Origin of the sequence: Microcystis sp. T1-4 (assembly GCF_000297435.1) — a bacterium.
Lineage (GTDB): Bacteria > Cyanobacteriota > Cyanobacteriia > Cyanobacteriales > Microcystaceae > Microcystis.
The window spans coordinates 1-4,421 of record NZ_CAIP01000151.1 but is presented as its reverse complement, the minus strand read 5'-3'; the positions used below and the strand labels follow the sequence as shown (position 1 = coordinate 4,421).

Below are 4,421 nucleotides of genomic sequence, written 5' to 3'. Positions count from 1 at the left end.
CCCCCCTGCCCCCCCTTGATAAGGGGGGTGTCTGACAACTTTTAACACCTACCTACTTACTCTTTTTAACCTGTTCCCTATTCCCTCATCGAAAGCCGACTAGCTTATGACATTTTTATTATTATTAGTTACTTCCCTATCGTTGATAATTTGGTTATATTTAATCTTAGGCAGGGGACAATTTTGGCTATCTAACCAAAAAATTAATCCTGTCACTTCTCCCTTAACAAATTATCCAAAAGTCTCGGCAATTATCCCCGCACGAAACGAAGCCGACGTTTTACCTATCAGTTTAACTTCCCTCTTTAACCAAGATTATCAAGGAGAATTTTCGATTATTTTAATTGATGATCAAAGCAGTGATGGCACTGGAAAAGTTGCTCAAGAAATTGCCCACCAATCTCATAAATCTGGACAAATAACTATTATTTCTGGACAACCTTTAGAGATAGGATGGACAGGTAAATTATGGGCAATGAAACAGGGAATAACAGAGGCTACCGAGAAATTTGCACCCGATTATTTTCTCTTCACCGATGCCGATATTGCCCACGCACCGGATAATTTAACCCAATTAGTTACTAAAGCAGTACAGGAAAAACAAGCGTTAGTTTCCCTGATGGTGTTGCTACGCTGTGACAGTTTTTGGGAAAAATTTCTTATTCCTGCCTTTGTTTTTTTCTTCGAGAAACTTTATCCTTTCCCCTTAGTTAATAACCCTAATTCCCCGATAGCTGCTGCCGCCGGGGGTTGCATTTTAATTCGCCGAGATATCCTAGAAAAAATTGGCGGTATTGAGATTCTTAAACAAGCTTTAATTGATGATTGTTCCTTGGCGATTGCGGTTAAAAAATATCTGCAAAATCACCCCGAAAATAGCGAGAAATCCATCTGGTTAGGATTAACAGAAACCACCTATAGTCTCCGTCCCTATCCCGATTTAGCCAGCATTTGGAATATGGTGTCCCGCACCGCATTTACGCAACTAAATTACTCAACACTTTGGTTAATCGGGACAATTTTCGGGATGTTTTTAACCTATTTAGCCGCCCCCTTGGGCTTAATCTGGGGATTGGTCTTAAAAGAAACATCAATTATTATAATTAGCACCGTCACTTTATTACTAATAGCCCTTTCCTATAGCCCGACTTTAAGACTATATAAATTATCCCCCCTGCGGGCTTTAACTTTACCCCTAATTGCCCTCTTTTATAGTTTAATGACCGTCGATTCTGCCCTGCGTTATTGGCGCGGCCAAGGGGGAAGTTGGAAAGGGCGAGTTTATTCTAATTAGCTAGAGCAATCCTCAAGAATTCCTAGCCAATTAACTAGGGTTTGCTGAAAAAGTTTGTTGGTGGGGTTAGGAGTCAGTAGCCGGTCGTCAGGAGCCGGTCGTTTCAGGCTTTGTTGCCCTCTTTGTTGTACCAGTTTATGTACTAAAAGAAGGATAATGCCAGGTTTTTGAAGGTCTTAATCCTATTTTCGCAGCATGAACATCGGATTTTAACAGGTCAAAAGCCTTATTTTAAAAGGGTTTTACCATTATTCAGCAAGCCCTAACTAAGGAGTTATCTTATACTAAATCCAGTTATTAAAGACTGATTATCTATTCCTCCTTTTGCCTGTTGCCTGTTGCCTCTTGCCTATCCTGATATGTAGCCTATACTCAATGGATTTAGTATTAATGCTTGCTGCTATCAGCTTAATTTTCTTCGTCCGCTTCTGGGGTTGGTTGTGGTAAACGAGCGATAAAATCTTTCATTTTAGGATGATTAAACATTTTCTCCGTATCTTGCAGAAGACGTTTACCCCAGAGATTTTCGCCTAAAAATTCCAGACTGACATAACGACTATCGCTAGTGAGAGCGGCCTGAGCTAATTTGATGCCTTCCTCGGTTTTACCTTGACTATAAATAGCCACCGCAATAGCTAACTGAGGTTCCGGCTGTTTAGGATCGATTTTCAAAGCGGCCCGCCAATCTTTAAGAGCGGCTTCCTTGTCACCCTGTTCGTATTTAACTAAACCAATATTATTAATAGCCGGCCAAAAATCTTGATCTTGAGTAACAGCTTTTTCGTAAGCTGCGATCGCCGCAGGATATTGTTCTAACTTGAGATAGGAATTACCGAGATCAAAAAGAGCGGGGGAGATATCGGGTTTCATTTGCAAACCCGCTTCAATCTGGGCAATAGCAGACTGGTAATCTTGATTCTGAAAATAGGCACTACCGAGGGAAAATTTAATATTAGCGTGGGCATCGGCGGGAGCGAGAGACAAAGATTGATTTAATGCCTCGATACCGAGTTGCACCTGATCGTCTTGCAGATATAAACTACCGAGAATAAACCAAGTTTGATAGAGATGGGGGGCTAACTGCACCGCTAACTTAGCCCGTCCGAGGGCTGCATCGGTACGGCGAAAACGAGCTAATTGGATGGCATCCTCGGCCATTTCAATTCCCGCTTGTTCCATCTGTTCTAACTCTGGTTCGATGGTGTAGGGGAGTAGAGCTTGGGAAAAAGCCGGCGGGCTGCCAGCGACGAAAAAAATGAGCAAAGAAATGATTAATTGAAGTTTTGGCACAGTTTACCCCCGCGATAGGCCTTTTTTAATCAGTCTATCTCGCTTGGGAGTTGTTGGCTAAAGAAACAACAAAGGCAGCTCTAGAGACGTTAGTATATAACCAATTAACTTTTGGCTGATCGATGGCAATAACCGTGTTGGGAAAATCAAATCGCCCCCTATTTTGGATATTCGGACTCATGGCTAGTGGTTTTCTGGCGGTGGGAGTAGTTTCTTATCGCTTGCTGCAAACTCCTCCTCCTGGCCTGGAATTGGCGAAAATGACCGTTCCTGCTCAACGGGAAACCCTCGCTGTGGAAATTAAAGCTAGTGGTAGGGTGGAACCAATCCAAAGTGTTAACATTAGCCCAAAAAACCCCGGCCGATTAGTGCGATTATTGGTGGATCAGGGCATGATTGTTAAAAAGGGACAAACCCTCGCCGTCATGGATAATTTAGAGGTGTATGCCCGAGGAATGCAGTCAGAAGCGCATCTACGGGAAGCTCTAGCCAGTCTGGAACAGGCTAAACGCAGCATTCCCGAAGATATCCGGCAATTACAGGCCCGATTTTATCAGGCACAGGCCAGTTATAAGCAATTAGAAGCCCGTTTAGCTCAGGCCAAAGAAAGAATTCCCAAAGATTTAGACCAGCTGCAAGCTCAGGTACAAGCAGCCCAATCCCGTTTTCGACTAGCAGAAAATCGGGTTAAACGCAATGAAAATTTAGTCCGGGAAGGGGCGATCGCTCAAGACCAATTTGATGCCGTCCTCAATGAATATCTCAACGCTAAAGCCAATTTAGACGAATCGATCCGCCGTTTGGAACAAGCGGATAAAACCGCTTCCCCAGAAGTGGCCGGAATTGAGCAGGAAATGATAGGAGCTGCAGCAGCGATCGCAGAAGCGAAATTTGCCCTCGAACAACGCCAAAAAACCCAAGAAACCGAGCTGGCTCGACTAGAATCATCTGTAGCGGCCGCTAGGGCCGATTTAGAGCAAATTAAGATTCAATACCGCGATACAGTCATTACTGCTCCCTTTGATGGCATCGTCACCCAAAAATACGCCACTGAGGGTTCTTTTGTCACTCCCACCACTTCGGCCTCTAGTACCGCTTCCGCCACTTCCACCTCGATTATCGCCCTAGCATCGGGATTGGAAGTGATTGCTAAAGTGCCGGAAGTAGATGTGGGTTTATTGCAGCGCGGCCAACCCGTGCGAATTGTCGCCGATGCTTTTCCTGAAGAAGTCTTTGAAGGTCGAGTTATTCTCGTGGCTCCCGAAGCAATTATCGAGAATAATGTTACTTCTTTTGAGGTGAGAATCGGTCTGGTGACGGGACTCGACAAACTCAAATCGAAAATGAATGTGGATGTAACTTTTGTCGGCCAGCAGTTAGATAATGCCCTCGTCGTGCCGACTGTAGCCATTGTCACCCGGGAAGGCAGGTCAGGAGTTTTAGTTCCCGATGCCGAAAATAAACCCAGTTTTAAACCCGTTTCGATCGGTTTGGTCTTAGACGATAAAACCCAAATTTTATCAGGTTTGGAAGCTGGAGAAAAGGTCTTTATCGATCTCCCCGAAGGGGCTGAAGATACCTCGACAACTAATAAAAAATCTCAATAATTTCTCTTAACAAATATCTTCAAATTGTCTTTTTTATGATATGGCAGTTTCAGTAATCAGTAATCAGCTTCTGAAGGCAAGAGACAACAGGCAAGAGGCAAAAGACAGAATCGGGCAATTCTCCCAAAAGCTTTTAGCTTAACAAATTAGGTTTTAGATTCGGCCTTTGTTATCAGATGTGAGTTTTCAGTTCACTGATTACTGTTCACTGAAAATACGTCCCAATTCAT

4 protein-coding genes are annotated in these 4,421 nt (G+C 43.6%); 2 read left to right on the top strand and 2 right to left on the bottom strand.

From position 1 onward, the window contains the following. The first annotated feature begins 106 nt into the window (after positions 1–106). Entirely contained in the window at positions 107–1,294 is a 1,188-nt protein-coding gene (locus MICAI_RS09125) for a glycosyltransferase (RefSeq protein WP_008200742.1), read from the top strand. Between the two features lie 408 nt (positions 1,295–1,702). Here the strand turns inward: MICAI_RS09125 and MICAI_RS09120 are convergent, their stop codons facing one another. Then, positions 1,703–2,584, bottom strand: a complete 882-nt coding sequence (locus MICAI_RS09120; protein ID WP_008200740.1) for a tetratricopeptide repeat protein — start codon at positions 2,582–2,584, stop codon at positions 1,703–1,705. A 34-nt stretch (positions 2,585–2,618) separates the two neighbouring features. Further along, positions 2,619–2,765, bottom strand: a complete 147-nt coding sequence (locus MICAI_RS26365) for a hypothetical protein (RefSeq protein WP_172456657.1) — start codon at positions 2,763–2,765, stop codon at positions 2,619–2,621. Between MICAI_RS26365 and MICAI_RS09115 the strand changes: the two genes are divergently transcribed. Further along, entirely contained in the window at positions 2,707–4,191 is a 1,485-nt protein-coding gene (locus tag MICAI_RS09115; protein WP_008200738.1) for an efflux RND transporter periplasmic adaptor subunit, read from the top strand. The genes MICAI_RS26365 and MICAI_RS09115 overlap by 59 nt on opposite strands. Positions 4,192–4,421: the final 230 nt, after the last annotated feature.

Coding starts and splice junctions, on each gene's coding strand:
- MICAI_RS09125 (WP_008200742.1), top strand. CDS start 107: ATGACATTTTTATTATTATTAGTTACTTCCCTATCGTTGATAATTTGG.
- MICAI_RS09115 (WP_008200738.1), top strand. CDS start 2,707: ATGGCAATAACCGTGTTGGGAAAATCAAATCGCCCCCTATTTTGGATA.
- MICAI_RS26365 (WP_172456657.1), bottom strand. CDS start 2,765: ATGAGTCCGAATATCCAAAATAGGGGGCGATTTGATTTTCCCAACACG.